Raw genomic sequence first — 25,436 nt, 5'->3', positions numbered from 1 at the left:
CGCAGTGCCGTCGGGGTGCCGTCGGGGTGGTTCAGGCGCCGTTCATGGCGTCGGCCAGGGACTTCGGCCGCATGTCGGTCCAGTGCTCGTTGATGTAGTCGAGGCAGGCCTGACGGCCGTCCTCGCCGAACACGGAGGTCCAGCCGGCCGGGATCTCGGCGAAGGAGGGCCAGAGCGAGTGCTGGTTCTCCTCGTTGACGAGGACCAGGTAGCGGGCGTCGTCGTTCTCGAACGGGTTGCTGGCCATGGCGGGCCTTCCTCGGGTCGGAGCGGAAGAGTCGGAGCAGGAAGAGTTACGGGCGGGATCAGGCGGCCTTGACCGACCGGAGCCGGTCGAGGAAGTCGGGCAGCCGGTCCACGCCCCAGTACTTGTCGAAGCCGCAGATGAAGAACGGCACGCCGAACACACCGTCGCGGTGAAGGGAGTTGAGGGCGGCCATGCCCAGCTCGCGGATCTCCGGGTCCTCGTGGGCCCGGGCCAGCGCCTCCGGGTCGGCGCCGATGGTCTCGCCGATCTTGCGCATGGTGTCGGGCCGCGAGATGTCCTCGCCGCGCTCCCACCGGGTGCGGTACGTCTCGGCGATGAACTCCCGCCCGGCGCCGAGGCGGTCGGCGGCCAGGTAGGCGAGGTGCGAGACCTCCCAGCGCGGTGCCGGGTCGACCGGCCAGACCATCTCCAGGTCGCGGGCCCGGGCCAGGCGCCGGACGTCCTGCAGGATGTAGAGGTGCTTCTCCTTGGACATCGGGACGTACGGGAGCCGGATGTTGCTCTGCTCCAGCTCGTCCTGGGCGGACGGGTCCGGCTCCCAGAACGGCAGCCACTCGATCCGGTCGGCCTCCAGCGGGTGGTGGTCGACCAGGTCGCGGTAGGCCATCCAGGAGTAGGGGCTGCGGAAGGAGAAGTACCAGCGCGGTGCACGTCGTGCCATCGCCGCCTCCAGCCTTTCTGAACGGGTGGTTCGAACTGCCCGGTCGTCCGGGCTAGATGGTGATGCCGCCGTCGATCTGGAGGACCGCGCCGGTGATGTACGCGGCCTTGTCCGAGACCAGGTAGGCGACCAGGTCGGCGACCTCCTCCGCGGTGCCCATGCGGCGCAGCGGGATCGAGGTCAGCGCCTCCTTGCGGGCCTTGTCGTTCATCGCGGCGACCATGTCGGTCTCGATGAAGCCGGGGGCGACGGCGTTGACCCGGATCCCGGCGCGGCCGCTCTCCTTGGCCAGGGCGCGGGTGAAGCCGATGATCCCGGCCTTGGACGCGGAGTAGTTGGTCTGGGTGCCGTGGCCGTAGACCCCGGCGACCGAGGAGATGTTGACGATCGAGCCGCCGCGGCGCTTCATCATGCCGAACACCACGGCGCGGCAGACGTGGTAGACGCCGTCCAGGTTGGTGTCGATGACCTGGCGCCACTGCTCGTCCTCCATCAGGACGAGCGGGTTGTCGCGGGTGATGCCGGCCGCGGTGACGGCCGCCGCGACCGGGCCGAGGCCGTCCTCGGTGGCCTCGATCCAGGCCCGGACGGCGGCGCCGTCGGCGACGTCCACCCGGGTGCCGGTGATCCGCACGCCGTGTTCGTCGCCGGTCTTCTCCAGGCTGCGCGCGGCCTCGTCGTCCGAGCGGTAGCAGAAGGCGACGTCGAAGCCGTCCCGGGCGAGCGCCGTGACGGTGGCCCGGCCGATGCCGCGCGAGCCGCCGGTGACCAGGGCCACCCGGCTGGTGGTGTCCGACATGGTGGTGCTCTCTCCTCAGACGGTGGCCGGGCGCAGCGCCTCGGCGGGGCGGAAGGCCATCACGATCCGGCCGACGGTCATCACGGGTTCGCCGGCCGAGCGGGTCTCGCCCTCGAACAGCACGGTGTCGTCGACCCGGCGGTCCAGCCGGACGACGTGCTCCAGGACCTCGCCGGGCAGCACGGGGCGGTGGAACTCGACGCCGGTCATGCCGCCGAAGAGCATCACCTGCCCGCTCAGCACGTCCGGGTTGGGGTCGTCCCAGGTGGCCAGCACCCCGGCGGACTGGCACCAGGACTCGACCAGCAGCGAGGACGGGTAGGCGAAGTCCTCGGCGGGGGTGTCCGCGCCGAGCTTCTCGTACCAGGGCTCGTTGCAGGTGACGGCCTTGAGGGCGGTCAGCCGCTCGCCCGGGACGAGGTCGACGACCCGGTCCACCAGGAGCATCGGGAAGCGGTGCGGCAGCCGGGCGCGGATGTCGCGCTGCCCGATGGTGGCCTGGGCCGAGAAGCCGGTCATGCCGTCACCTCCGCGAGGGCGTAGCGCAGCCGGACGCTCGCCGCCGGGCCGCGCCCGGTGGCCAGCTTGGCCCGGCACTGCCAGTCGCCGGCCGCGGTCCGCTTCCACTCCATGGCGATCTCCAGCTCGTCACCGGGGAAGACCGGCCCGGTGAACCGGGTGGACTCCACGGCGGCCAGCGCGGCCCCCTTCGCGTCGGCGGGCAGGGTGGCGAGCGCGCTCTGGTGGGTGCACTCGACCAGGCAGACGCCGGGGAAGATCGGGAAGCCCGGGTAGTGGCCGGGCAGCACGGTCTCGGTGTCCTCCACCCGGAAACGGGCCGCGGTGCGCAGCTCGTCGGTGGCGGGCAGCACCTCGACCGCGCCGCCGAGCGGGCCGGCGGCGGGCATCAGGCGGCCTTCGCCGCGTCGAGCCGGCCGAGCAGGACGTCGTACGCGTTCCGCAGGGTGGTGATCTGCTTGAGGTCCGACTCGGGCAGCTTCACGCCGTACTTCTTCTCCAGCACGACGACGATCTCCAGCGCCATCAGCGAGTCGACCTCCAGGTCGTCGACGAAGCGGGCGTCGTCGGTGACCTCCTCGGCGTCGACGTCCAGCACCTGGGCGACCACGGCACGGAGTTCTTCCTTGTCCAGCACGATTGCCGTTCCTTTCGGAGGAGTTGGGGCTCAGCGCAGGCCGAGCAGGGCGCAGCCGACGGTGCCGCTGCGGTCCACGGAGGTGATCACGCCGACCCGTCCGGCCGCGTCGGCCGGGTGGTCGGCCGCGTACGAGAGCAGAGCGGTGGCCTGGAACGCGGCCGCGGCCGCCCCGGTGTCGCCGATGAGCCCGGTCAGCGTCAGGTCGGCGTACCCGTCGGCGCCGAGCACGGCGTGGACGGCCTCGGTCTCGCCGCGGCCCTCGCGGCCGGGTGCGCCGGAACGGGCCACCGCGACGACCTGCTCCGGTTCGACGCCGGCCCGCTCCAGCGCCGCGCGCAGGGCGGCGGCCAGCACGGGGGCGGGGTCGCCGTCGAGGACGACGCGCAGTTCGACGCCGAGGAGTTCGGCCAGCACCGGCTGGTCCGGGTCCCCGGGCGCGTACGGCTCGACGAGGAGCATCGCGCAGCCCTCGCCGAGGGCGGGCGCGCCGGTGTCGGCCGCGTCGCCGCTGTGGTGCTCCAGCCAGGACCGGGCCTGGCTGAACTCCTCGGCCGCGCCGCACAGGACGGTCCGGGCGCGGCCGGTGCCGAGCAGCCGGCGCGAGTAGTTGAGCGCGTGCAGGCCGGCGGTGCGCCCGCCGGCGATGGTCGCGTTCGGGCCCTTCAGCTGGTACCAGATGGCGCTCTGGCCGGCCGCGCAGTTCATCACCGTGTTGGGGAAGCGCGCGGGGTCGACGAAGAAGGGCTGCTCGCCGGTGAGCGAGTCCCGGGTGAAGTCCATCATCGACTGGGCGCTGCCGGTGGTGGTGCCGAGGGCGAACGCGGCGCCCTCGCCGGTGCCGACGGCCCGGTTGCGCGGCCCGTCGTCGAGCAGCGCGCCGACGGCGGTGACGGCGAGGCCGGTGACCCGGTCCATCGAGCGGGTGCCCTTCTTGCCGAGCACCTCGCGGATCGCGAAGCCGGGCACGACGTGGCCGGTCCCGTCGGGGGTGGTGCCGTGTTCGGCGCCGAGCGCGGTGACGGTGCCGCGGCGCTCGCGCAGGCCCTCGGTGAAGGCGGTGCGGCCGATGCCGTAGGGCGACACGGCCGACCAGGCGGTGATCACCGGGCGTCCGGCGCCCGTGGTGAGGGTGGTCATGACCGTCACCGGTTCCTTTCGGTCAAGGGGTCAGTGGTGCGGGGCGTTCAGAGGAAGACGACCATCCGGTACTCGGCCCAGCGCGCGGCGGTCGCGCCCGCCGGGGCGAGCTCGACGCCGTCGACGAGCGGGAGCGGGGAGCGCAGCGCCGCGATGTCGGGCTCCTCGACGAGCACCCGTACGCCCGCGCCGAGCAGCGTGCGCAGGCCCTGGCGGGGGTCGGTGAGCGTGTCGACGGTGCGGTTGCCGATCCGCAGCGGCGGCGGCGGTGCGGCGTCCAGGGCGTAGCCGACGGCCGAGCCGCGCAGCAGGACGTCCAGGCCGCCGAGTTGGCGGTGCAGTTCGGTGGCGAGGTACAGCTCGTCGAAGAACTGCTTGTCGAGCGCGCCGCGGTAGCCGCGTTCGACGATGGCCAGCACCCGGCCGTCCGTCGGGTCCGTCGGGTCGCCGGCCATCAGATCACCCCCATCAGCAGGGTCTTGTCCGCGGCGGCGACGTTGGCGGCGTAGCCGGCCGGCGGGCGGAGCACGACCTGGGGGAGGTGGTCCACGGCGCCGCGGTCGTCGCTGCAGAACCGGCAGCCGTACCAGTGGAGCCGGTCCGGGTGGGCGGTGAGCAGCTCCTCGGCGAGCGTGGCGAGGGAGGGGTACTCCCGGTTCCAGTCGGCGAGGTTGCGCGGCTTGTCCGGGCCGAGCGGCTTCTGGGTGAGCAGGGTGGCGTAGCCGCAGGTCCACACCTGCACGGTGGCACCACGCTCCAGCAGGGCCTGGGTCAGCCGCAGAGCGGTGGTGACCTGGTCCGATGCGTGGGGGGCACCCATGAGGGTGATGAGCACGTCCGTGTGCGGGATCCGTCTGGCCACCTCAGTGCCACACCACCCGGACGGCCGGATCGAGGATCCAGCCCGCCACGACGTCCATCCCGACCACCCGGAGCTCGGGGCGCAGGGCCGCCCCGTCCAGGCCGTGCTGGGCCAGCGAGAAGCTGTCCGCGGCGAGGACCCCGCCCTCCTCCTGGAAGCGGTCGAGGTCGGAGTCGCTGCCCGGGACGGCGAGCACGACGCCGTCCTGGACGAGGAAGAGGAGCGCCGACTGCCCGGTGAGCACCTGGGCGACCGCGTCGCGCCGGAAGCCGGCGTCCTGGGCGACGCGGCCCTGGCTCTCGATGAGCAGCAGGCGCGGCGTGGAGCCCTCCCACACCTCGACCCCGCTCGCGGAAACCGTCTCGCTGAGCTCGTTCACGCCTGCTGCACTCCGTTGACGGCGTCGAGCACGCGCTGGTCGAAGCTCACCAGGCTCCAGTCGCGGCGGTTGCCGATCACCGCGTAGCCGTGCACGATGCGGCCGGTCGCGGTCTTGACCAGCTCGCCGTCGCGCAGGACGTAGAAGTCCATGCGGGAGGTGTAGGTGAAGTCCTTGAAGACCTCCTCGACGGTGTACACCGTGTAGAGGTCCTCCTCCATCAGCGCCTCGTCGAGGATGCGGATGTCGGAGCGCGGCACGACCGGGATCCACTTGCGGTCGTCCAGCAGGGTCTTGATGGAGATGCCGCGGTCCGCGACGAAGCGGTCCTTGCCCTCCTCCATCAGCCGCAGGTAGCCGGACATCTGGATGCGCTCGGTGAAGTGGCAGTACGGGTAGGGGATGTTCCACTTCCACGCGTACGCGTTCTGCCCGGCCGTCAGCGAGGCGAGGATCTCCTCCTCGGCGGGGGCGGTGGTGCCGGCCGCGCGCTCCAGGTCGTCGCCGAGCTTGGCGACGGCGAAGCGGGCGAGCAGCGCGGGCACCTCGCCGGCCGCCTCCAGGTAGGTGTCGATCCGCAGCGAGACGCGGACCTTGGAGGTGACGGCCTTGAGGACCTCGCCGTCGCGCTCGACCCGGATGACGACCTTGAGGCCGATCGTGCCGTCCTCGTCCTTCGTCCACGGCACGACCTCGGCCTCGCCCACGTCGTCCATGTGGAAGGCGTGCAGGATGCGGGTGTCGATCGAGACGAGGTCGAGGCCGAGGCCGTGCTCCTCGTAGAGCGCGCGGGCCGGGAGGCCGGCCTGCCGGAAGTGGTCGAGGACGGCCTCCTCGACGAGGTAGTTGACGTGCTTGAAGCCGATCCAGGTGCAGATGTTGGAGCCCTCGTAGCGGGGGCGGACCTGGGTGGCGGTGGAGGTGGTCAGCAGCGCCTTGACGGCGGTGTCCGTGACGAGGGTCATCGCTGGAGCTCCAGGGCGGTTGGTCGGGCGTGGCCGTCGGACGGCGACAGGCCCGGGACGGTGTGGACGAACTCGGCGACGGCGGCGGCGAACCGTCCGGGCGCGTCGAGCATCGGGAAGTGCCCGCAGCCGGGCAGGACGAGGGAGCGGGCGTCGGGCAGGGCCCCGGCGAGCGCCACGCCCTCCCCGGGCGGGGCGGCGAAGTCGGTCTCGCCGGCCAGCACCAGGGTGGGCAGGGCGAGCCGGTCGGCCGCCAGCGCGGGCGTGCGCAGGTACAGGTCGAAGAAGCGGAACCAGCCGTACGGGCCGACCCGTTCGCGCACCCGCTCGCCCATGGCCCGCCGCAGGTCGGCCGGGACCCGGCCGCCGGAGTGGGCCCGGATCCCCTCCTCCATGATCAGGTGGAAGTCGTTCAGGTAGTAGCTGATGGTCTCCCAGTCGAACTGCTCGGCGCGCGAGCGGTAGAACGGCGAGACCAGGACGAGCGCGCGGACGCCGTACTTGCGCGGCGCGTCCACGCCGGCCCGCAGTTCGCGGTCCAGCAGGTCGAGCAGGACGTTGGCCGCCATCGAGTGCGCGACGACGACCTCGGCGCCGCCGGGCACCGACTCCAGCGCCTGGGCGAGCCGGCCGGCCAGGTCGGTCCCGGCGCCGAGGTCGGCGATCGTCTCGGTGCGCCAGGGCAGCCGGGCGGTCCACAGCCGCAGGCCGTCCGGCAGTTCGGGGAGCGCGGGCTCCCACACGCTGTCGTTGGCGGCCAGGCCGTGCAGCAGCAGCACGCGGGGACCGGTGCCGTCGGTGCGCCGCTCGACGGAGACCGGGCGCAGGTCGAGCTCGCTCTCCACGGCGTCGCCGCTCATGCCGCTTCGGGGGCGAGCACCAGCAGGTCGGCCCGGGCGTCGTCGCCCGCGCCGCCGGTGACGGCCTGGACCGGGCCCGGCTCGCCGGCGTCGAACAGCCCGACCGCCGCCGCCACCTGGAGCAGCCCGGAGGCGCCGGAGGCCTTGCCGAGGTGCGCGGGCAGCTCCCAGCGCAGGCCTCGCTCGTCGGGTGCGGCGGCGCCGCGGCGGTAGCCGCCGAGCACCGCGCGGACGGTCGCCGAGCGGGCGGCGGCGGCCGCGCGGGACTCGACCACCAGGGCCGCGCCGCCGTCGACGGCGCGCTCGCCGCCGAGCAGCCGGCGCACCACCTCGTTGTCCGGCTCGACGCCGAGCACGAGGACGCGCTCGGCCCGGCCGGCGTTGATCAGGGTGGTGGCCCAGTGCAGCGCGTCCAGGCCGGAGGTCTCGCCGTTGCAGACCATCAGGTTGGGGCCGCGCAGCCCGTAGCGGATCGCCGCCGAGGAGGCGATGACGTTGCTGGAGGCGTTCGGCAGGTCCATCGGCGAGGTGGCCGTGACGGTGCCCTCGCGCAGGGTGTCCAGCGCGCGGGTGACGGTGTCCAGGTTGCCGAAGTTGGAGCTGGCGACCACGCCGACGCTGACGGCCGGCACGGTGATGCCCGCCTTCTCGTCGGCGCCGAGCAGCCCGGCGTCGCGCAGTGCGGCGGCGGTGAGCGCGTAACCGAGCTGGGTCGCCCGGTCCTTGTAGCGCAGGCCCTTCTTGCCGACGTGCGCGGCCGGCTCCACCGGGGTCCCGCCGGGGGCGGGCCCGTCGGCGAGGGCGCGGACCGTCTCGGTGCCGGGCAGCAGCACGGCGGCACCGGTGACCACTACGTTCATGCGCCCGCCTCGTTTCGCTCGGCAGGGGCGTCCACCCGTGCGCACCTCTTGTCGATGAGCTCACGTCGTCCGCTCATTGGGTCCCCTCCACGATGGCCACGGCGTTGATGCCGCCGAAGCCGAAGGCGTTCAGCTGCGCGAGCCGCAGCGTCCGGTCGGTGGCGGCCTCGCCGGTGACGAAGCTGAACTTCGCGGCCTCGTCCACCGGGTCCTCCAGGCCGACGGTCGGCGGCACCCGGCCCTCGTTCAGGGCCCGGACGCCGACGATCAGGTTGATCAGGCCGGAGGCGCCCGAGGTGTGGCCGGTCATCGACTTCACCGCGGTCATCAGCGGGCCGGAGGCGTCGTCGCCGAGCACCGCGGCCAGGGCGGCGGCCTCGGCCTCGTCGTTGAGCAGGGTGCCGGTGCCGTGCACCATCACCAGGTCGAGGTCGGAGGGCTTGACGCCGGCCAGCCGGTGGGCGGCGTGCATGGCCTCGGCGATGCCCTCCGGGGAGGGCGCGGTGACGTGGAAGGCGTCGCAGTTGACGGCCACGCCGCGCAGCCGGGCGTGCACCTGCGGGGCGCCCTCCTCGGTGCGGCGCAGCACGATCGCGGCGGCGCCGTCGCCCATCAGCACGCCGGTGCGGTTGCGGTCGAAGGGCCGCACCCGGTCCGGCGGCGTCGCGTGGACGCGCTCCAGCAAGCCGTACATGGACTCGGTGAGGACGTCGACCCCCGCCACGATGACGGTGTCGGGCGCGTCCGGGCCCTCCTGGTCGAGCAGGTCACCGGCCAGCGCGAGCGCGTACAGCGAGGCCGAGCAGGCGTTGGAGAAGGTGTGGGTGACGTCGGCGTTGAAGCGTTCCTTCAGGCCGGTGCCGAAGTGCAGCCCGGAGTCGGCGAACGGCGAGCCGTCGGCCCACCACAGCTCCAGCGAGCGCAGTTCGCGCAGGCCGGTGCCGACCAGGATCGGGATGCCGGACAGGTCCTCGCCGAGGCCCGCGTCGGCGGCGGCCTGGGCGATCGCCTCGTGCAGCAGCCGGCTCGCCCGGCCCGGGACGTCCTCGCCCGGGGCGGGGCGGTCGTCGACCTCGTACGCGTGCTGGGCGCGGAACCTGGTGCGGTCGAAGCCGCGCAGTTCGGCGCGGCCGGAGACGCCCGCGCACAGGTTCTCGAAGAGCTCGCCGACACCGGAACCGGTGGCGGCGACGGCGCCCATCCCGATGATGGGGCGGATCGTCATGACGCCTCCTTGGTCGCGTCGTACCGCCCGAGCAGGACCGCCGCGTTGTTGCCCCCGAACGCGAGACCGTTGTTCTGGACGATCCGCAGGTCGGCCTCGACCGCCTGGTTGGGCACGCAGTCGACGTCGCACTCGGGGTCGGTGGTGACGTGGTTGATGGTGGGCGGGATGAACCGGTTCCGGATCGCGAGCGCGCAGCCGATCGCGCCGAGCGCGCTGGCGGCGCCCATGCTGTGGCCGAGCATCGACTTCATCGAGACCGTGCGCGGCGGGGTGTCGCCGAACACCTGCCGGATGGCGCCGGCCTCGGTGATGTCGTTGGCCTTGGTGCCGGTGCCGTGCGCGGAGATGAGGTCCACCTCCTGCGGCTTGACGCCGGCGTTGTCCAGGGCGAGCCGCATCAGCTCGGCGACGCTGTCCCGGTCCGGGGCCACCTGGTGGTGGGCGTCGCAGTTCAGCCCGTAGCCGAGCACCTCGGCGTAGATGGTGGCGCCGCGCTCCAGCGCCGAGTCCAGCCGCTCCAGGACGAGCACGCCGGCGCCCTCGCCGGTGAGGATGCCCTTGCGGTCGACGTCGAAGGGCTGGCAGCGGTCGGGGGCGATGGTGCCGAGCCGGTAGAAGCCGGTGAAGGTCTTGCGGCACATCGCGTCCGCGCCGCCGCAGAAGGCGAACTCCGCCTCGCCGGAGCTGACGGCGTCGAAGCCGTAGCCGATGGCGTAGTTGCCCGCGGAGCACGCGGTCGGGATGGTCAGCGCCTCGACGTCGGTCAGGCCCAGTTCCTGGGCGATGGCCGCCGACAGCCGCCCGGCCGGCACTCGCCGGGCGGCCGTCGGGTCGAAGGTGCCGGTGCCGTCGGCGAGTTCGCGCTCGACCAGCTGGTCGAGGTCGTAGCTCTCGCCGTCGGTGGTGCCGATGGAGATCAGCCCGCGCCGGCCGCGCAGCCGCGCCAGGTCGAGGCCGGAGTCCTCCAGGGCCATCCGGGCCGCCGCGGTCGAGAACTGCGCGGCCCGGCCGAGCTGTTCGACGTCCAGCGTGCGGATCCAGTCCCGCGGGTCGAAGTCGGTGATCTCGCACCCGTTGGCGTGGGCGAAGCCCTCGGTGTCGAACACCGAGATGGGCCGGGCCCCGCTGCGGCCCTCGCGGAGCCCCGCGAGGAACTCCCGGACACCGAGGCCGATGCTGGACACCACCCCGAGCCCGGTGAGCACCACGCGGTGCCGCTGCGGCCCGGTGTGCCCGGTGCCGTTTCCTGCCGCCGTCATGGCGACCTCCCCATCCGTCGCAGCGTTGTCGGGACTACCAGCCGGCCGGCTCCGAGACGACCTCGTAGACGCCCTTGAGGTTGACCATGCGGGGCAGCTCGCTCTGGTTGATCACGACGCCGAACTCCTTCTCCAGGGCGGCGAGGATCTCGATCGCGCGGAGCGAGTCGGCGTCGTGGTCCTCCTTGAAGAGGCTGGTCTCGGTGACCTCGTCCTCCTCGATCTCCAGAATGTCGCAGACGATTTCCTTGATGGTTTCGAGGCGCTCGTCGCGGGTGGCGGTGGTCATGGTTCTCTCCTTTGTCCGGCCCGGTTCCCGGGCCGCGCGGAATGCATTGCCGGATGTGGTGCGGGATGCGGCGCGCGGTGTCGCGCCGGATCGAATAACCGTGCGGATGGAATTCTGCGAGCCCGGTTTCCGGACCCACAACGGCGGCTGCAACAACCTGCCACCGGCGTCCGGGAATTCAGCGGCGGACGGTCGCGGAAAGCCGCTCGCGCAGGTCCGCGACGAGCGCGTCGCGCTGCTCGACCAGGTAGAAGTGGCCACCCGGCAGGACGGTCAGGTCGAAGCCGGCCGGGGCGATCCCGGCCCAGGCCCCGACCTCGTCGGGGGCGACGTCCGGGTCGCCGTCGCCGACGTAGCCGACCACCGGGCAGGGCAGCGGCACGCCGGGACGCGGCGCGTAGCCGGCGACGGCCCGGAAGTCGGCGCGGATGGCGGGCAGCACGAGCTCGCGCAGGTCCTCGTCGGCCAGCAGCGCGGCGTCCGTGCCGCCCATCCGGCCGACCTCGGCGAGCAGTTCGTCGTCGCTGCCGAAGGCGGCGGTGCGCGGCGTCAGCAGGTGCGGGGCCTTGCGGCAGGAGACGGCCAGCAGCGCCGGGGCGATGCCGTGCCGCTGCGCGAGGCGCAGCGCGATCTCGTAGCCGACGGTGGCGCCCATGCTGTGGCCGAACAGCGCGAGCGGGGTGTCGAGGTAGGGGGTGAGCTCGGCGGTGATCGCGTCGGCGAGGTCCTCCAGGCGGGTCCACGGGTCCTCGGCGATCCGCTCCTGGCGGCCGGGGTAGCGCACGGCGAGGACTTCGACGTCCTCGCCGAAGGCGCGCCCCCAGCCGTGGAAGAAGCCGGCCGAGCCGCCGGCGTGCGGCAGGCAGAGCAGCCGCAGCCGCGGGGGTGCCGCCGTGGGGTACCGGCGCAGCCAGATGCTCTCGGTGGCCTGTGTCATCGGGGTGGTTCTCCTTGTCCGGTTCGGTGCTGGGGCCGGTCCTGGAACCCCGTCCCGGCCCCGGTCAGCCCAGCGCGGCCGGGCTGTTCAGCGACACCACCCCGGTCTCCGGCGCGATCCGGCGGATCAGGCCGGCCAGGGTCTTCCCGGGGCCGATCTCGACCAGCCGGCGGCAGCCGAGCTCGCCGGTGAGGGTGCGCACGGAGGGCTCCCAGAGCACCGGCGAGGTGAGCTGGCGGGTGGCCAGGGCGGGCCAGTCGCAGTCCCCGGCGTACGCGCGGGCGTCCGCGTTGGCGACGACCGGCAGGTGGGCCGGGGCGAAGGCGGTGTTCTTCAGCGCGGTCCGCAGCCGTTCGGCGGCGGGCTCCATGTACGGGCTGTGGAAGGCGCCGCCGACGGACAGCCGGATCATCTTGGCGCCGATCGAGGGCGCCTCGGCGCCGATCAGCTCGATGCCCTCGGCGGAGCCGGAGACCACGGTCTGGCCGGGCGCGTTGACGTTGGCGACCCACACCTCGGCGCCCCGCGCCCGTACCCGGTCGGTGAGTTCGGCGACCTGCTCCAGCGGGGCGGCGACCAGGACGCCCATGGTGCCGGGGCGCTCGTCGGCGGCGTCCCGCATGGCCCGGCCGCGGGCCGCCACCAGTGCGGCGGCGTCGGGCAGGGTGAGCGCCCCGGCGGCGGTGAGCGCGGCGTACTCGCCCAGGCTGTGGCCGGCCACGGCGGCCACCGGCCCGTCGAGCGCACCGCGGCGCACCGCCTCGGCGTACGCGACCATGGCCACCGTGAACACGGTGAGCTGCGCCAGGTCGGTGCGCCGCAGGTGTTCGTCCGGTGTGTCCAGGAGCAGTTCCGCGAGATCCTCTCCGGTGACCCCGGAGACCGCCGTGACGATTTCCCAGGACGGGGTTTCCCGCCAGGGCTCGCCCATTCCCGCTTTCTGCGTCCCCTGGCCGGGGAACACCAGACCGATCGGGTTCTGGTCCATTGACCCGCCTTCCACGCCGAATTCACCGGTGGGTACGGGGGCCCGCCGCCGGAGGTTTTCCGGAGGGCGGGTCCCCGCGCCGACGGCCGGCAGTTTCGGGGGAGTACGGCAGGCCATCGGGAAGGGGATTTCCGGGTGCTTGCGGTACCCGGCCCCCCTTTCCGCGGCCCATACAACCGAGGGCGCCGGGGGAGCGGCAACAGACCCTTCAGGAAGTTGCCACTCGCCCGGCGCCCGGTGGTTCGTTCCGGCCTCAGGCGCCCGGGTTGCCGCCCGGGTTGCCGCCGCCGGGCCCCGGCCGGGCGGGCCGCAGCAGGCCGAGTTCGGCGGCGCGCACGCCGGCCTGGAAGCGGGACTGCGCGCCGAGCATCGCCATGATCTCGGCGACGTGCCGGCGGTAGGTGCGCACCGAGACGGTGAGTTCGCGGGCGGCGACCTCGTCGGTGACGCCGGCCCGCAGCGCGCCGAGGATCTGCTGGGCGAGCGCGGCCCGGTCCCGGTCGCCGAAGACGATCCGCTCGCCGGCCGGAACGGCGTTGCGCCACACGCTCTCGTACAGCGAGCCGAGGGTGAAGACCACCTTGGGCTCGCGGATGACCGAGGCCCGGACGCCGGTGGCCGACTCGGCCACGACCAGCGCGGTCGTGCCGTCCACCAGCAGGGCCTGGAGCGGGGGCACCCGGGCCACCCGGATCGCCACCGGCCGCTCCTTGGCGAGCTGCTCGCGGACGAAGTCCTCGTCGATCATCGAAGGGTTCGTCAGCAGCCGTGCGGAGATGGTCTCTGCCGCGCCGTAGATCAGTCTTCGCTCGGCGAACTCGCTGAGCCCGGGCTCCTGTTCCTCGGCGCCGGGCATCCGGGCGTGCACGATGTCGATGCTGCGCACGGCACTGCGGATGAGGGCGGCGGCGGTGTCGAGCACCGCCCGGTAGCCGCCCTCCACCGTGGCGATCTGCTGGGCCCGGTGGCTGCGGTCGCGGTGGATGGCCACCGTGGACTCGATCAGCGCCCGCACTTCCAGGAGTGCTCTTTCCAGTTCGTCCTCTGCCTCGATGGGCACGTCGTACTCACCAGTTTCCCCGTTGGTGTTACTCACTGCGCCGCGGCTGGTGGGCCGCGGTCCTCCCCGTGTGGTCGGGGACGGCGCCCGGCCCTGTCCCGCAGGGCCCGCAGGGGCGCCTCAGTCGTGGAGCAGGCCCAGCTCGACCGCGCGCACGCCGGCCTGGAAGCGGGAGCTGGCACCGAGTTCGCGCATGATCTCGGCGACGTGGCGCCGGTAGGTGCGCAGGGACATGCTGAGGTCGCGGGCGGCCGCCTCGTCGGTGTAGCCGCTGCGCAGCCGCTCCAGGATGCTGCGGGTGAGCTCGCCGAGCAGGCGGGGGCTGAGCGCGAGGTGGTCGTCGAGCTTGCGGCCGAGCGACCAGGCGCCGGCGAAGAGCAGCTCCAGGGCGCGGACGGCGGCCCGGTCGTTGACCAGCGTGGCCTGGCCCTTGGCGTTCCCGGCGGCGGCGCGGACGAGGGCGGCGGCGCCGTCGGAGATGACGATGTCGCGCAGGTCGGCCTCGGAGACGCGGATCTCGAAGCGGGCGCCGGGCGCGTGGGCGAGCTTGGCCAGGGCGCAGTCGGCGACGCCGGGGGCGCAGAGGACCCGGACGACGGTGCCGGGGCGCATGGTGGTCAGGGCGTCGCGGGCGATCTGCTCGAAGGGCCCGGTGCCGGTGACGGCGACGCAGACCGAGTGCCGGGCGCCGTGCACGAGCTGTTCGACGGCCTCGCCGAGGGCGGTGACGTCGGTGTGCGGGGCGGGGGGACTCTGGTCGGGGCGCTGCCGGTACAGCGAGACGGTGGACTCGATCAGTGCCCGTGCCTGGAGCAGGGTCTTTTCGACGTGCGCGGCATGATCGCCCGGCGTCGATTCCTCCTGGCCAGGGCCGTTCGGCGAACCGGCTGCACTGTTCACTTGCGTCCCCCTTACGGTGGTGGTCTTTCCGTTCATTCGCCGTTCAACTGTTTAATCAAGAACATGTCAGATGACACCTGATCAGACCACCTGCGGCTGACAGTAGTTCGGGTGTTCGAAGCCAGTCAACCTTTGCTCAAATTCGCAGGTCAGGGGCCCTTGGGTCCGCACTCGGCGGGTGCGTCGCGGGAAGAGGGCGAAGGGCATCGCGAAGAACATCGCGAAGAACATCGCGATGGGCATATATCAGGCCGGGATTTTCCCACCACCGACCTGGCGAATCCCCAGTCGCCCTGGCATCAACCTGCACTCGGGCGCCGGAAAGGAGCGATCGGCATTCCGTTTTCCTCACGAGAAGTAGCCCGCCCCTCACCGCCGGTCGCGGCCCTGTCCCCTTCCGGCCAACCCTGAACTCGCCCGGCCGGCCTGGACTGGTCCGACCTTACGGTAAGCGGCGTGACCATACGTCAGACGGGGACTTTTCGGCCCATAACTTTGCCGGCCCGGCCGGCCACCGGCGCGACGGCGCGGTGGCGGACGGAGCCGTCGCCGGCGTCCCCGCGCTGAACCGTCCGGTCGCGCCACGCTGCGGACAACCGCACCCCTGTGGTCCTCACCCCTGTTCGGCGTGCCAGGCGGGCTGCCCCGGCGCGCCCCGAAGCCAGGAGACAGACGGCCCGTGACACGTCCCACCAACCTCACCGACCTGCTGCTGGACGTCGCCGAGCGGTATCCATCGGCAGGCCTCGGCCTCGGCCTCGGCCCCGGCACCGCCGACGCCGGTCCGGCCGATCAGACCTACCCGGCCCTGCTCGACGCCGCCCGGCGCGTCCTGACCGGCCTGCGGGGCCGCGGTCTGCGCCCCGGCGACCGGGTGGTGCTGATCCTGGAGCGCGCCGAGGAGTTCCTGCCCGCGTTCTGGGGCGCCGTGCTCGGCGGCTTCGTCCCGTGCCCGCTGGCCGCGCCGGCCGCCGCCGACCCGGAGCGGTGGGCCGCCCAGCTCGCCCACGTCGGCGCCCTGCTGGACGGTCCGCTGACGGTCACCACCGCGGGCCTGGCCGCCGCCCTCCCGCACGACCGGGAGCGCCCGCTCGCCGTCCTGGAGGAGCTGTCCGGCGAGCCCGCCGCGGAGCTGCACCGCGCCGCCCCCGGGGACACCGCCGTGCTGATGCTGACCTCCGGGTCCACCAGCAACTCCAAGGCCGTCATGCTCAGCCACGCCAACCTGCTGGCGTCGATGGCGGCCAAGAACGCCGCGCACCGGCTGGACGCCACCGACGTCACGCTGAACTGGGTCTCCTTCGACCACGTCGCCGCACTGCTGGAGTGCCACCTGCTGCCGCTGTCGGTCGGCGCCCGCCAGCTGCACGTCGCCCCCGCCGCGGTGCTCGCCGACCCGCTGGAGTTCCCGCGGCTGCTGTCCCGGTACGGCGTGACGATGACCTTCGCGCCGAACTTCCTCCTCGGCCTGGTCTCCGCCGCCGCCGACCGGCTCGCCGCCGGGGGCGAGCGGCTCGACCTGAGCCGGGTCCGGCAGATCATCAGCGGCGGCGAGGCCGTCCTGGTCAGCACCGGAGAAACGTTTCTGAAGCGGCTCGCGCCGTACGGCCTGGCCGGGGACGTCCTGTGGCCCGCCTTCGGCATGACCGAGACCTGCGCCGGCAGCGTCTACTCCCGCCGCGGCTTCCCGGCCACCGACCGCGGCGCCGAGTTCGCCAACCTCGGCACCCCCGTCCCCGGCCTGTCCGTCCGCATCGCCGGCCCGGACGCCCGCCCGCTGCCCGAGGGTGCGGTCGGCGAGCTCCAGCTGACCGGCCCGATGATCACCGGCGGCTACTTCCGCGACCCGGCGGCCACCGCCGAGGCCTTCACCGCCGACGGCTGGTTCCGCAGCGGCGACCTCGGGCGGATCGACGGCGGCCGGCTCACCCTCGTCGGGCGCAGCAAGGACAGCGTCATCGTCAACGGCGTCACCCGCTTCAGCCACGACGTCGAGGCCGCCCTCGAACAGCTCGACGGCGTCGCCCGCTCCTACGTCGCCGCCTTCCCGACCCGCCCGGCGGGCAGCGACACCGAGCAACTGGTGATCGCCTTCCACCCCGACCTGCCGGAGGGCGACGAGACCGCCCTGCACCGGGTGCTCACCGCCGTCCGCGCGACCGTCGTCACGCACTGGGGCTTCCGGCCGGCCCTGGTCCTGCCCCTGCCGGCCGAGGCGTTCCCCAAGACCAGCCTCGGCAAGATCCAGCGCGCCCTGATGCGCCGCCGCCTGGAGGAGGGGGCGTACGCCGGGCAGCAGTCCGCCGTCTCCGAACTGACCACGCGCATGCTCGGCGGGTACACCGCGCCCGAGGGCCCGGTCGAGCTCGCGCTCGCCGCGATCTACGCCGAGCTGTTCGACTGCGACCCGGCCGCGATCAGCGCCACCGCGGGCTTCTTCGACCTCGGCGGCACCTCGCTCGACATCCTGCGGCTGCGCGCCAGGGTGGCCGAGCGGCTCGGCGTCACCGGCCTGGAGGTCATCACGGTGCTCACCGCGCCGACCGTCCGCGCCCTGGCCGCCCGCCTCGCCGAGCCCGCCGCCGCCCCGGGCACCGTCCGGCCCTACGACCCGCTGGTGCCGATGCAGACCGGCGGCGACAAGACCCCGCTGTTCTGCGTCCACCCCGGCGTCGGCGAGGTGCTGGTCTTCGTCAACCTCGCCCGGTACTTCGTCGGCGACCGCCCGTTCCACGCGCTGCGCGCCCGCGGCTTCAACGACGGCGAGAAGCCCTTCGTCTCCTTCGAGGAGATGGTCGACACCTACGTGGACGCGATCCGCGCCGAGCAGCCCGAGGGCCCGTACGCCGTGGCCGGGTACTCCTACGGCGCCGCCGTCGCCTTCGAGATCGCCAAGGTCCTGGAGGCGCGCGGCGAGCGGGTCGACTTCGTCGGCAGCTTCAACCTGCCGCCGCACATCAAGTACCGCATGGAGGAGCTGGGGTACGCCGAGACGGCCGCCCACCTGGCGCTCTTCCTGGAGCTGATCGACAAGAAGCAGTCCGTCGAACTCCCCGACGCCCTGCGGCACCTGCCGCGCGAGGAGCAGGCCGCCCGGCTGGTCGCCCTCGCCCCGCCGCACCGGCTGGCCGAACTCGACCTGGACGCCGACCGGTTCGCGGCCTGGGCGGAGATCGCCGACACCCTCACCGGCCTGGGCAAGGAGTACCGGCCGAGCGGCGACGTCCGCTCGATGACGGTGTTCCACGCCCTCCCGCTGCGCGGCACCCGCCAGGAGTGGCTCGACAACGAGCTGCGCCGCTGGGACGAGCACGCCCGTGAGGAGAACCGGTACCTGGAGGTGCCGGGCGAGCACTACACCCTGATGGGCCCGCGCCACGTGGCCGTCTTCCAGGCGGTCCTGCGCCGAGAACTGGACCGCGCGCTCGCCGGGGCCGACGAACTGGCCCGCCGGCGGGCCGCGAACCGATGACGAAGGAGCACAGCAGCACCATGCGGGGGAAGAAGATCCTGATCACCGGCGGCACCGGACAGGTCGCCCGGCCGGTCGCCGAGGCGCTCGCCGAACACGCCGAGGTCTGGTGCATCGGCCGGTTCGGCACACCGGGCGTCGAACGGGCGCTGGCCGACCGGGGCATCCGCACCCGGCACTGGGACATGGCCGACGGCTCCGAGCGGGCGCTCGCCGGACTGCCGCGGGACTTCACCCACGTCCTGCACTCCGCCGTCCACCGCGGCGAGGACGGCGACTTCAACGCCACCGCCGAGATCAACGCCGTCGCCACCGGCCGCCTGATGGAGCACTGCCGCACCGCCGAGGCGTTCCTGTTCGTCTCCACCGGCGCGCTCTACAAGCGGCGGACCCTCGACCACGCCTACACCGAGGACGACCCGGTGGACGGCTCCGCCGACTGGCTGCCCGCCTACCCGATGGGCAAGCTCGCCACCGAGGGCGCGGTGCGCGCCTTCGCCCGGGTGCTCAGCCTGCCCACCACCATCGCCCGGCTCAACATCGCCTACGGGCCCGGCAGTTACGGCGGCGTGCCGATGCTGTACTTCAAGGCGATGCTGGCCGGACAGCCGATCCAGGTACCCCTGGAGGGCCAGAACTGGTGCTCCCTCCTGCACACCGACGACCTGGTGGCGCAGGTGCCCCGCCTCTGGGAGGCCGCCGCGGCCCCGGCCACCGTCGTCAACTGGGGCGGCGACCAGTCCGTCGGCGTCACCGACTGCATCCGCCACATCGAGCGGCTCACCGGTGTGACGGCGAACCTCGTCCCGAGCGAGGTGACCCGCGAGACGTACCGGTTCGATCCCACGCTGCGCCGGAAGCTGACCGGCCCGTGCACCGTCGACTGGCGCGACGGCATCGAACGCACCCTGCGCGTGATGTACCCGCAGTACCTGGACGGCCGCCGGGTGGGCGGCGACGGCACGACGAAGGGACGCTGACCGACATGACCGACACCGCTCTCACCGCCGACGCCACCGCCACCACCGGTGGCCGCGCCCTGATCGAGCGCGCCTACCGGGCCTTCCACGACCGCGACGTCGCCGCGCTGCTGGACACCCTCGACCCGCGCGTCGAGTGGGTGCACCCCGACGGCATGGCCGAGTACGGCCTCGGCGGCACCAAGCACGGCCACGCGGGCGTGCGCGAGTTCCTCGCGACGGTGCCCTCCGTGCTCGGCGGAATGCGCCTGCGACCACAGGAGTTCGTCGCCGCCGGGGACCGCGTCGTGGTCTTCGGTGTGCGCGAGGTCACGTCGAAGCGCGGCACGACGGTGACGCTCCCGTTCATCCACTCCTGGACCCTGCGCGGGGGCCGCGCGGTGCGCATGGAGGACGTCTTCGACACCGTGCTGTTCCGCCGCGTGATCGAGAGCTGAGACACCGCCCCACCTCCCGGGATCCCGGTTCGCGCACGGCGGGCCGGGCTCCCGTCCGCGCTGCGCGCCGGCGTCGGAGACCTTGGTCACACGGTGCGAGATCGACCGGCTTGTATTCTCCGGTGATGGCCGTAGTTCTTATATGGCCTTCGTATTGTGCAACCCGGGTGCGGTCCCGACCGTCTCCCAGAGTACGGTGTGCCCGATCATCACGGGCAGCGCTTCCGGCGGTGAAAGGTACGCGGATGGCAGGCAAACGGGGCGAGAGCCCGGCTCGTGGCGAGGACGCGCCCGACGCGGCCACCACGGACGGCGGCAGCGCCGTCCCGCAGCCGCGCGCCGGAGGACGGGCCGAGGCCCGCCGGGCCGCACAGGGCAAGGGCGGCAAGGGCGCCCCGTCCGCGGGCGGTGGCCGCGCGGCGGCCCGCAACAGCCGGAAGCCTAAGAAGAACGTCAAGAAGATCGTCGCCTGGTCGGCGGCGGGCGTCCTGGTGCTGATCGCGGGCGCCGGCGGCGCCATCTACTTCAAGCTGAACGCCAACATCAAGTCCTTCGACGCGGACGCGATAGCCACCGACCGCCCGCCGGAGGCCCAGGCCGACGCGGACGGCAACAAGCCGGTCAACGTGCTGCTCATCGGCTCCGACAGCCGCGGCGGCTCCAACTCCGACCTCGGCGGCGGCGAGGACGGCGGCGCCCGCTCGGACACGACGATCCTGCTGCACGTCTACGCCGACCACAAGCACGCCGTCGGCATCTCGATCCCGCGCAACGCCATCGTCCAGATCCCGTCCTGCAAGCTGCCCAACGGCAAGTGGACCAAGGCCGGGAACGACCTGTTCAACGCGGCGTTCTCGGTCGGCGGCAGCGACACCGGCAACCCCGCCTGCACCCAGAACACGATCGAGAAGCTCACCGGCATCCGGGTCGACCACACCATCGTCGTCGACTTCAACGGCTTCTCCTCGATGACCAAGGCCGTCGGCGGCGTCGACGTGTGCCTGCCCAAGGCCATCTACGAGGGCGACATCAACCCCAACCTGCACAAGAAGGGCGAGCTCGTCCTCCCGCAGGGCAAGCAGACCGTCGACGGGCAGAAGGCGCTCGACTACGTCCGGCTGCGGCACGGCATCGGCGACGGCTCCGACATCGGCCGGATGAAGCGCCAGCAGGCCTTCATGAGCTCGCTCGCCAACAAGATCAAGTCGGAGGGGCTGAGCCCCACCAACCTGCTGCCGCTGGCCGACGCCGCCACCAAGTCGCTGACCGTCGACCCCGGACTGAGCTCCGCCGACAAGTTGCTGTCCTTCGGCCTGTCTCTGAAGAACATCGACATGCACAACCTCAAGTTCGTGACGGCCCCCTGGCGCTACCGCACCCAGGACGCCAACATCGACCTGGTCCAGCCGGACGTCCAGAAGCTCTGGGACACCCTCAAGGCCGACCACACCATCGACGGCCAGAACGCCACCGGCCAGCAGGACGGCGCCCCCGCCGCCCCGAGCTCGCCGCAGCCCGCCGCCCCGAGCTCGGCGGCCCCGGCCGGCGACGCCTCCAACGAGTCCGTGAAGGTGGCCGTCTACAACGGGACGATCACCAACGGCCTGGCCGGCAAGGCGACCGAGCAGCTCAAGGCCGCCAAGTTCTCGGCCACCACGGCGGGCCAGGCGGCCAGCACGAAGTACAAGACCACCACGATCGAGTACAGCGCCAGCCAGAAGGCGAACGCCGAGAAGGTCGCCGCGCTGTTCCCCGGCGCCAGTCTGGAGCCCAGCAGCTCGCGCGGCATCTCGGTGATCGTCGGCCAGGACTTCGCCTCCGCCAACGGTGCCGCCCCCGCCCCCGGCAGCACGCCCGCGGCCGGCGCCCCCGGCACCCCCGGCAGCCCGGCCCCGCTGCCCACCACCGTCACCAACGACGCCCGCTCCGCGGACGACGACATCTGCGCGAACACCACCTACGGCAGCGGCGGCTGATCGCACCCGTACACCGCACCACCCGTACGACCCCGGGGCGCGTCCGTCCCGGGGTCGTGCCATGGTGGCTGAGGGGGACCGCGGGCCACGAAAGGCGGATCCCATGCCCGAGATCGCCCTGCAGATCGACATCGCCGCCCCCCGGGACGTCGTCCTCGCCGCCCTCAACACCCACGACGGCCTCACCAGCTGGTGGACGACCGCCGTCGACCGCGACGACGACGTCCTGCTCTTCGACTTCCCCGACGTCCCCGAGCCCTTCCGGCTGCGCCGCGAGCGCGCCGACCTCGACCGCGTCGTGTGGGCGAACGCCGGCGCCTTCCCGCCGCACTGGGCCGGCACCTGGATCACCTGGGACCTCGCCGAACAGCCCGACGCCCCCGACCGCACCCGGCTGCTGTTCCGCCACGGTGGCTGGCAGCCCGGCAGCGAGGACGGCGTCCCGATGGTGGCCGGCACCTGGGCGGAACTGGTCGTCCGGCTCAAGGACTACGCGCAGAGCGGCAAGGTCCAGCCCTACTTCGTCACCGCCCGGCGCCACGACCCCGCCTGAGCCCCGCCTGAGCCCGCCGAGCCCCCCGCCCGGTGGCGGGATCGCCGCCGCGGGCCGATCGTTGTCCTGTACCCCGCCCCCCGCCCCCGATCCCACGGGAGGCCCCCGACCCGCCACCCGCGACGCGCCGCCGGGAAATCGGCGGCTTCCCCGGCATCGCGGGCCATCCCGGGTAAGACTGCACCCATGCTGGGCCTACCGGACGACATCCGCGCCTTCCTCTTCGACCTCGACGGGGTGCTCACCCAGACCGCCTTGGTACACGCCGCGGCCTGGAAGGACACCTTCGACACCTTCCTGCGCGCCGAAGCAGCCCGCACCGGCGGGCAGTTCGTCCCCTTCGACGCCGTCACCGACTACGACACCTACGTCGACGGCCGCCCGCGCCTCGACGGCACCCGCGCCTTCCTGCGGAGCCGGGGCCTCGACCTGCCCGAGGGCACCGACGACGACCCGCCGAACGCCCCCACCGTGCACGGGATCAGCCTCGCCAAGAACCACACCGTCCTGCGCATGATCCGCGAGCAGGGCGTCCAGCCGTACGACGGCTCGGTGGCCTACGTGCGCCGGCTGCGCGCGCTCGGGCTGCCCAGCGCCGTGGTCTCCTCCAGCGCGAACTGCCGGGACGTGCTCCGGGCGGCGGGCATCGAGGACCTGTTCGACGTGGTCGTGGACGGGATCGTCGCCAAACGCGAGGGCCTGCCCGGCAAGCCGGCCCCCGACACCTACCTGCACGCGGCCAAGGTCCTCGGCGTCGAACCCGCGCACGCCGCCGTCTTCGAGGACGCCCTCGCCGGCGTCGCCTCCGGCCGGGCCGGCGGCTTCGGCGCGGTGGTCGGCGTCAACCGCACCGGCCAGGCCGCCGAACTGCGCCGGGACGGCGCCACCGTGGTCGTCGACGACCTCGCCGAACTGCTGGGGGAGCAGGGATGACCGCGTCCGACACCTTCGTCGTCGATCCCTGGCAGATCTCCGAACACGGACTCGACCCGGCCTCGATGGCCCGCGCCGAGTCCGTCTTCGCGCTCTCCAACGGCCACATCGGCCTGCGCGCCAACCTCGACGAGGGCGAGCCGCACGGCCTGCCCGGCACCTACCTCAACGGCGTCTTCGAACTCCGCCCGCTGCCCTACGGCGAGGGCGGCTACGGTTACCCGGAGTCCAGCCAGAGCGTCATCAACGTGACCAACGGCAAGATCATCCGGTTGCTCGTCGACGACGAGCCCTTCGACCTGCGCTACGGCGAACTTCTCGGCCACCGACGCTGGCTGGACTTCCGCGACGGCCTGCTGCACCGCGAGGCCGAGTGGACCTCCCCGGCCGGCCGCACGATCCGGGTCCGCTCCACCCGGCTCGTCTCGCTCACCCAGCGCGCCATCGCCGCCGTCGAGTACTCCGTCGAGGCGGTCGACGGCCCGGTGCGGATCGTGCTCCAGTCCGAGCTCGTCGCCAACGAGCAGCTCCCCGGCGGCCCCGAGGGCGACCCGCGCGCCGCCGCCGTCCTGGAGGCGCCCCTCCAGCCCGAGGCCCACCACGCCGACGGGACGAAGGCCGTCCTGGTGCACCGCACCCGCTACAGCGGGATCCGGGTCGCGGCCGGCATGGACCACGTCATCGAGGGCCCGGAGCGGCTCGACACCGTGGCCGAGGCCGCCGCCGACCAGTGCCGGATCAGCGTCACCACCGTCCTCGCACCCGGACAGCGCCTGCGGCTGGTCAAGTTCATGTCCTACGGCTGGTCCGCGACCCGCTCGCTGCCCGCCGTCCGCGACCAGGTCGAGGCCGCGCTGACCGCCGCCCGGTACACCGGCTGGGACGGCCTCGTCGCCGAACAGGCCGACTACCTGAGGGAGTACTGGAGGACCGGCGACATCGAGATCGAGGGCGACGTCGAACTCCAGCAGGCCGTCCGGTTCGCCGTCTTCCACGTCCTCCAGGCCGGCGCTCGCAGCGAGGAACGGGCCATCCCCGCCAAGGGGCTGACCGGCCCCGGCTACGACGGTCACAGCTTCTGGGACACCGAGGCCTTCGTCCTGCCGGTCCTCACCTACTGCCTGCCCACCGCCGTCAACCAGGCCCTGCGCTGGCGCCACACCACCCTCCCGCTCGCCCGCGAGCGGGCCGCCCAACTCGGCCTGGCCGGAGCGGTGTTCCCCTGGCGGACGATCCGCGGCGAGGAGTGCTCCGGCTACTGGCCGGCCGGCACCGCCGCCTTCCACATCGGCGCCGACATCGCCGCCGCCGTCGCCCGCTACGTCCGGGCCACCGCCGACGTCGAGTTCGAGCGCGAGTACGGGCTCGCGCTCCTCGTCGAGACCGCCCGGATGTGGCGCTCGCTCGGCCACCACGACGCCGCCGGCAACTTCCGCATCGAGGGCGTCACCGGCCCCGACGAGTACAGCGCCGTCGCCGACAACAACGTCTACACCAACCTCATGGCGCAGACGAACCTGCGCGCCGCCGCCGAGGCCGCCGGCCGCCACCCCCGCGAGGCCGCCGACCTCGGCGTCGACACCGAGGAGACCGCCGCCTGGCGCGACGCAGCCGCCGCGATGTACGTCCCCTACGACGAGAGCCTCGGCGTCCACCCCCAGGCCGACGGCTTCACCCACCACCAGGTCTGGGACTTCGAGCGCACCCCGCCCGAGAAGTACCCGCTGCTGCTGCACTACCCGTACTTCGACCTCTACCGGAAGCAGGTCGTCAAACAGGCCGACCTCGTGCTCGCCATGCAGGTCCGCGGCGACGCCTTCACCGACGAGCAGAAGGCCCGCAACTTCGCCTACTACGAGCGCCTCACCGTCCGCGACTCCTCCCTCTCCGCCTGCACCCAGGCGGTCATCGCCGCCGAGGTCGGCCAGCTCGACCTCGCGTACGACTACACCGCCGAAGCCGCCCTCATGGACCTCCACGACCTCGGCGGCAACACCCGCGACGGCCTCCACATGGCCTCCCTCGCCGGGGCCTGCATCGCCCTCGTGGTCGGCCTCGGCGGCCTGCGCGACCACGGCGAGACGCTCTCCTTCCGGCCCCGGCTGCCCGCCGGGCTCACCAAGCTCGGCTTCTCGCTGATGGTCCGCGGCATGCTGCTCGGCGTCGAGATCACCCATGACGGGACGACCTACACGCTGCGCCGGGGCGAGGTCGTCCACCTGAAGCACGACGGCGAGCCGGTCCAGCTGAAGGCCGGGGAGCCGGTCACCCTCCCGACCACCGTCCCGCCCGCCCAGGAGCGCTGCGCCCAACCCCCCGGCCGCGAACCCGCCCGCCGCCAGCCCCAGGCCGGCCTCGCGGCGGGCAAGGTCGGCGGCCAGAACCCCGACCACCTGGCGGCGGAGTGACGGCGGCCGGGCTCCCGGGGCCTCCGCCCGTTCCCCCGTTCGGCCTCCCCGCCGTGCACCTGCACC

The 25,436-nt window shown here is 73.2% G+C and carries 27 protein-coding genes; 7 read left to right on the top strand and 20 right to left on the bottom strand.

Annotation, left to right across the window (positions count from 1 at the left end; all coding sequences use genetic code 11):
- Window positions 1-31: 31 nt before the first annotated feature.
- From AB0C76_RS28575 to AB0C76_RS28480, 20 genes are all read right to left on the bottom strand, one after another.
- Entirely contained in the window at window positions 32-247 is a 216-nt protein-coding gene (locus AB0C76_RS28575) for an MbtH family protein (RefSeq protein ID WP_359971082.1), read from the bottom strand.
- 58 nt (window positions 248-305) lie between these two features.
- Window positions 306-929 carry a DsbA family protein gene (locus AB0C76_RS28570; RefSeq protein ID WP_359971080.1) on the bottom strand — a complete coding sequence of 208 codons (624 nt, stop codon included), beginning with the start codon at window positions 927-929 and terminating at the stop codon, window positions 306-308.
- Window positions 930-981: 52 nt separating this feature from the next.
- Window positions 982-1,728: a 3-oxoacyl-[acyl-carrier-protein] reductase gene (fabG, locus tag AB0C76_RS28565; RefSeq protein ID WP_359971079.1), complete on the bottom strand. Its 747-nt coding sequence runs from the start codon at window positions 1,726-1,728 to the stop codon at window positions 982-984.
- Between the two features lie 15 nt (window positions 1,729-1,743).
- Window positions 1,744-2,247 carry a beta-hydroxyacyl-ACP dehydratase gene (locus AB0C76_RS28560; RefSeq protein WP_359971076.1) on the bottom strand — a complete coding sequence of 168 codons (504 nt, stop codon included), beginning with the start codon at window positions 2,245-2,247 and terminating at the stop codon, window positions 1,744-1,746.
- Window positions 2,244-2,636: a hypothetical protein gene (locus AB0C76_RS28555; RefSeq protein WP_359971074.1), complete on the bottom strand. Its 393-nt coding sequence runs from the start codon at window positions 2,634-2,636 to the stop codon at window positions 2,244-2,246. The genes AB0C76_RS28560 and AB0C76_RS28555 overlap by 4 nt, the downstream gene beginning before the upstream one ends.
- On the bottom strand, window positions 2,636-2,884 hold the full coding sequence (locus tag AB0C76_RS28550; RefSeq protein WP_359971072.1) for an acyl carrier protein: 249 nt from the start codon (window positions 2,882-2,884) through the stop codon (window positions 2,636-2,638). Before AB0C76_RS28550 ends, AB0C76_RS28555 begins: the two co-directional genes overlap by 1 nt.
- Before the next feature lie 30 nt (window positions 2,885-2,914).
- Entirely contained in the window at window positions 2,915-4,024 is a 1,110-nt protein-coding gene (locus AB0C76_RS28545) for a beta-ketoacyl synthase N-terminal-like domain-containing protein (RefSeq protein ID WP_359971070.1), read from the bottom strand.
- Window positions 4,025-4,071: 47 nt separating this feature from the next.
- A complete protein-coding gene (locus AB0C76_RS28540; RefSeq protein WP_359971068.1) occupies window positions 4,072-4,479 on the bottom strand; it encodes a hypothetical protein in 408 nt (135 codons plus the stop codon).
- A complete protein-coding gene (locus AB0C76_RS28535) occupies window positions 4,479-4,886 on the bottom strand; it encodes a hypothetical protein (RefSeq protein ID WP_359971066.1) in 408 nt (135 codons plus the stop codon). Before AB0C76_RS28535 ends, AB0C76_RS28540 begins: the two co-directional genes overlap by 1 nt.
- Before the next feature lies 1 nt (window position 4,887).
- The gene (locus tag AB0C76_RS28530; RefSeq protein ID WP_359971064.1) at window positions 4,888-5,265 is read right to left on the bottom strand and encodes a hypothetical protein; all 378 of its coding nucleotides are present in this window, start codon (window positions 5,263-5,265) and stop codon (window positions 4,888-4,890) included.
- Window positions 5,262-6,230: a hypothetical protein gene (locus tag AB0C76_RS28525; protein WP_359971062.1), complete on the bottom strand. Its 969-nt coding sequence runs from the start codon at window positions 6,228-6,230 to the stop codon at window positions 5,262-5,264. Before AB0C76_RS28525 ends, AB0C76_RS28530 begins: the two co-directional genes overlap by 4 nt.
- The gene (locus AB0C76_RS28520) at window positions 6,227-7,090 is read right to left on the bottom strand and encodes an alpha/beta hydrolase (protein ID WP_359971060.1); all 864 of its coding nucleotides are present in this window, start codon (window positions 7,088-7,090) and stop codon (window positions 6,227-6,229) included. The genes AB0C76_RS28525 and AB0C76_RS28520 overlap by 4 nt, the downstream gene beginning before the upstream one ends.
- Window positions 7,087-7,950 carry a beta-ketoacyl synthase N-terminal-like domain-containing protein gene (locus AB0C76_RS28515; RefSeq protein WP_359971058.1) on the bottom strand — a complete coding sequence of 288 codons (864 nt, stop codon included), beginning with the start codon at window positions 7,948-7,950 and terminating at the stop codon, window positions 7,087-7,089. The genes AB0C76_RS28520 and AB0C76_RS28515 overlap by 4 nt, the downstream gene beginning before the upstream one ends.
- Window positions 7,951-8,023: 73 nt before the next feature.
- A complete protein-coding gene (locus AB0C76_RS28510; protein ID WP_359971057.1) occupies window positions 8,024-9,175 on the bottom strand; it encodes a beta-ketoacyl synthase N-terminal-like domain-containing protein in 1,152 nt (383 codons plus the stop codon).
- Window positions 9,172-10,437, bottom strand: coding sequence for a beta-ketoacyl-[acyl-carrier-protein] synthase family protein (locus tag AB0C76_RS28505; protein ID WP_359971055.1), 1,266 nt, complete (start codon window positions 10,435-10,437; stop codon window positions 9,172-9,174). Before AB0C76_RS28505 ends, AB0C76_RS28510 begins: the two co-directional genes overlap by 4 nt.
- Before the next feature lie 34 nt (window positions 10,438-10,471).
- A complete protein-coding gene (locus AB0C76_RS28500; protein ID WP_359971053.1) occupies window positions 10,472-10,726 on the bottom strand; it encodes an acyl carrier protein in 255 nt (84 codons plus the stop codon).
- A 178-nt stretch (window positions 10,727-10,904) separates the two neighbouring features.
- Window positions 10,905-11,663 carry an alpha/beta fold hydrolase gene (locus AB0C76_RS28495; RefSeq protein WP_359971051.1) on the bottom strand — a complete coding sequence of 253 codons (759 nt, stop codon included), beginning with the start codon at window positions 11,661-11,663 and terminating at the stop codon, window positions 10,905-10,907.
- 64 nt (window positions 11,664-11,727) lie between these two features.
- A complete protein-coding gene (locus tag AB0C76_RS28490; protein WP_359971049.1) occupies window positions 11,728-12,651 on the bottom strand; it encodes an ACP S-malonyltransferase in 924 nt (307 codons plus the stop codon).
- A gap of 253 nt (window positions 12,652-12,904) precedes the next feature.
- The gene (locus tag AB0C76_RS28485; protein WP_359971047.1) at window positions 12,905-13,711 is read right to left on the bottom strand and encodes a LuxR family transcriptional regulator; all 807 of its coding nucleotides are present in this window, start codon (window positions 13,709-13,711) and stop codon (window positions 12,905-12,907) included.
- 120 nt (window positions 13,712-13,831) lie between these two features.
- On the bottom strand, window positions 13,832-14,611 hold the full coding sequence (locus AB0C76_RS28480; protein WP_359971045.1) for a DNA-binding response regulator: 780 nt from the start codon (window positions 14,609-14,611) through the stop codon (window positions 13,832-13,834).
- Between the two features lie 679 nt (window positions 14,612-15,290).
- Here AB0C76_RS28480 and AB0C76_RS28475 point away from each other — a divergent pair.
- The 7 genes from AB0C76_RS28475 to AB0C76_RS28445 all read left to right on the top strand — a co-directional run bounded on the left by AB0C76_RS28475 (window position 15,291) and on the right by AB0C76_RS28445 (window position 25,370).
- On the top strand, window positions 15,291-18,083 hold the full coding sequence (locus AB0C76_RS28475) for a non-ribosomal peptide synthetase (RefSeq protein WP_359971043.1): 2,793 nt from the start codon (window positions 15,291-15,293) through the stop codon (window positions 18,081-18,083).
- Window positions 18,084-18,103: 20 nt separating this feature from the next.
- A complete protein-coding gene (locus AB0C76_RS28470; RefSeq protein ID WP_359971041.1) occupies window positions 18,104-19,063 on the top strand; it encodes an NAD(P)-dependent oxidoreductase in 960 nt (319 codons plus the stop codon).
- A 5-nt stretch (window positions 19,064-19,068) separates the two neighbouring features.
- The gene (locus AB0C76_RS28465) at window positions 19,069-19,500 is read left to right on the top strand and encodes a nuclear transport factor 2 family protein (RefSeq protein WP_359971039.1); all 432 of its coding nucleotides are present in this window, start codon (window positions 19,069-19,071) and stop codon (window positions 19,498-19,500) included.
- A 245-nt stretch (window positions 19,501-19,745) separates the two neighbouring features.
- Window positions 19,746-21,476, top strand: a complete 1,731-nt coding sequence (locus AB0C76_RS28460) for an LCP family protein (protein WP_359971037.1) — start codon at window positions 19,746-19,748, stop codon at window positions 21,474-21,476.
- A 103-nt stretch (window positions 21,477-21,579) separates the two neighbouring features.
- On the top strand, window positions 21,580-22,029 hold the full coding sequence (locus AB0C76_RS28455) for an SRPBCC domain-containing protein (protein ID WP_359971035.1): 450 nt from the start codon (window positions 21,580-21,582) through the stop codon (window positions 22,027-22,029).
- A 186-nt stretch (window positions 22,030-22,215) separates the two neighbouring features.
- On the top strand, window positions 22,216-22,962 hold the full coding sequence (locus AB0C76_RS28450) for a beta-phosphoglucomutase family hydrolase (protein WP_359971033.1): 747 nt from the start codon (window positions 22,216-22,218) through the stop codon (window positions 22,960-22,962).
- On the top strand, window positions 22,959-25,370 hold the full coding sequence (locus AB0C76_RS28445; protein WP_359971031.1) for a glycosyl hydrolase family 65 protein: 2,412 nt from the start codon (window positions 22,959-22,961) through the stop codon (window positions 25,368-25,370). The genes AB0C76_RS28450 and AB0C76_RS28445 overlap by 4 nt, the downstream gene beginning before the upstream one ends.
- Window positions 25,371-25,436 lie beyond the last annotated feature (66 nt).

The organism is Kitasatospora sp. NPDC048722, assembly GCF_040650235.1.
In the GTDB taxonomy this organism is placed as follows: Bacteria; Actinomycetota; Actinomycetes; order Streptomycetales; family Streptomycetaceae; genus Kitasatospora.
This window is presented reverse-complemented; position numbering and strand designations above follow the sequence as displayed.